Raw genomic sequence first — 1919 nt, 5'->3', positions numbered from 1 at the left:
TCTCGACGACAGCCTCCCAAAAATTGGTGAAAAACCCAAAGGATGGAAACCGTCGGGAAAACGGGTCAGACGTGGATTATATAAATCTTATGATGGATGGCTAGTTAATGCGGACTGTAACGGTGCCGCAAATATAGCTCGAAAAGTAGCTGTACAGTTAGGGTTAGACCTGACCAAGACAGGTAGGGGAGCTTTGACACTCCCACACCGGTACGATCTGTTCACTTCATTGAGTAGATCATATCGCACAAGAAGCGAAGGGGCGGGGTTTCAACCCGCCACGTAGCAACATTGTAGAATCCCCTCTCTTTTAAAAGGGGAGATGTCAAAGCGCTATAGGTGGGCTTCTTGAGTTTCACGAAAAGTTGAACCAGAGATGGCAAGACTGATTCATAAAGATTATTAAGACTGCAAAGCACCACTTTGAACCATCATCAGGATGAAAATACCAACACTGGCGACTACTAAAACAAGACCTAAAGCCACTGATTGACCCAAATGGTTGGGAGTTTGAGAAGTCTTCATGTCTGTTGTCCTTTCTTAAAGTTATGTATGCGGATAATGAACGATAACAAACTTTTGCCAAGCTTGATAAGAAAAGGCAAAGTATCTTAACGTAACTTTACTTAAGTTAATATTGGCTAAAGTGTGAGCTAGCTTGCTCTTTAGCCGAAGGGAACATGATTGAAGAGAAGGTTATATTAACTCGAATGATGCTTGTTTAAGTGGCAAAATTGATCCAGCGTAGCCAAAGGGAGTTTTCCCATTAGCAACTGTATCAAGACAAGCAATATTTCAAGCCTTAAGCCGTGGTGATGTTAAAGCGAAAGTAGGGAAAGCAATAATAAACTACAACTGCTTGAGTCTCCCTGCACTCAAGCGACGGGGAGACTCAAGTCTAGAACTTATGTATTGACAAGTTAACCAGAATATGTATCGGTGGAATCTGAGATTGAATAGCTACCAGAACTGCAGTAATTAAGCCTATCTATTATTAGGGATAGGCTAGTAAATCGGTCTGAATGCTTTATCCTCTATTTCGTTAAACCATGTTCTAGAGCATAGCGAACTAACTCAGTACGGCTATTAGTTCCTGTTTTGCTAAACAAACGACTAACGTACTTCTCAACATTACGAACACTAGTCTCTAAACGTCGGGCAATTTCTTTATTCATTAGCCCTTGGGCAACCAAATCTAAAACACTCTGCTCTCTAGCTGTAAAATCAATGCGCAACGGTGGAGGAGTTTGGACAATCCCATGCTTCTGGTCTAACATTGCCCGGATTTCAGCCACCTGCTTGGCTATTTTTTCAAGCTCTGTACTACCTACACTATCTTCAGAGTTAGCAGCGCGACGCTCCAAAAGGTTTTTAACAATAGCAACTAATTCATCTGGATCAAAGGGCTTCGGTAGGTACGCATCACAACCGGCCTGATAACCCTGAATTCGATCTGAAGTCATACCACGGGCTGTCAGAAACACTACTGGCAGTGCTTTAAAACGGGGGTCATCTCGAAGCTGCTGTAGGAATTGATACCCATCCACTTGAGGCATCATGACGTCAGAAATTACTAGTTCGGGTGTGTTCTGCTGTAACATTTGCCAAGCATCATTAGCATTGCTGGCAACCTGTACGGTAAAACCAAATTCTGTCAAATACTCTTTGACCGCTTCCCTTACTCCTGGTTCGTCGTCTACCAATAAGAGTTTTGCTGACATCGCTACTTCCTTAACCCCTACTTCGTTTAAGAGCTTTGCTGACATCGGTAGTTCCTTAACCCGTACTACCCTTAGTGTAGCGCAGTGTAGTCCAATGTAGCGCACTTTACTGAGAATTAGTGATTTTTGATGAATCGGGAATCGGCATGCAGCTATCAGCTTCCATGGGAAAGCCACTCAATCTGATCAGCTTTATCT

Annotated in this window: 2 protein-coding genes and 1 pseudogene; 1 reads left to right on the top strand and 2 read right to left on the bottom strand. The window is 42.9% G+C overall.

Going from position 1 to position 1919, the window contains the following annotated elements; genetic code table 11:
* Nucleotides 1–286 (top strand): annotated as a pseudogene (locus F6K53_RS38900) (RNA-guided endonuclease TnpB family protein); the annotation flags it as partial.
* Nucleotides 287–402: 116 nt separating this feature from the next.
* Here the strand turns inward: F6K53_RS38900 and F6K53_RS38895 are convergent.
* The gene (locus F6K53_RS38895) at nt 403–525 is read right to left on the bottom strand and encodes a hypothetical protein (RefSeq protein ID WP_008180130.1); all 123 of its coding nucleotides are present in this window, start codon (nt 523–525) and stop codon (nt 403–405) included.
* A gap of 509 nt (nt 526–1034) precedes the next feature.
* Nucleotides 1035–1766 carry a response regulator transcription factor gene (locus F6K53_RS38890; protein ID WP_366511414.1) on the bottom strand — a complete coding sequence of 244 codons (732 nt, stop codon included), beginning with the start codon at nt 1764–1766 and terminating at the stop codon, nt 1035–1037.
* Between the last annotated feature and the right edge of the window lie 153 nt (nt 1767–1919).

It is taken from the genome of Moorena sp. SIO4A1 (genome assembly GCF_010672065.1).
In the GTDB taxonomy this organism is placed as follows: Bacteria; Cyanobacteriota; Cyanobacteriia; order Cyanobacteriales; family Coleofasciculaceae; genus Moorena.
The sequence above is the reverse complement of the archived record's forward strand: the minus strand, read 5'-3'. Positions and strand labels throughout refer to the sequence as shown.

Bases quoted from the DNA above. Each gene is read 5' to 3' on its own strand.
- F6K53_RS38895 (WP_008180130.1), bottom strand. From the start codon at position 525: ATGAAGACTTCTCAAACTCCCAACCATTTGGGTCAATCAGTGGCTTTA.
- F6K53_RS38890 (WP_366511414.1), bottom strand. From the start codon at position 1,766: ATGTCAGCAAAGCTCTTAAACGAAGTAGGGGTTAAGGAAGTAGCGATG.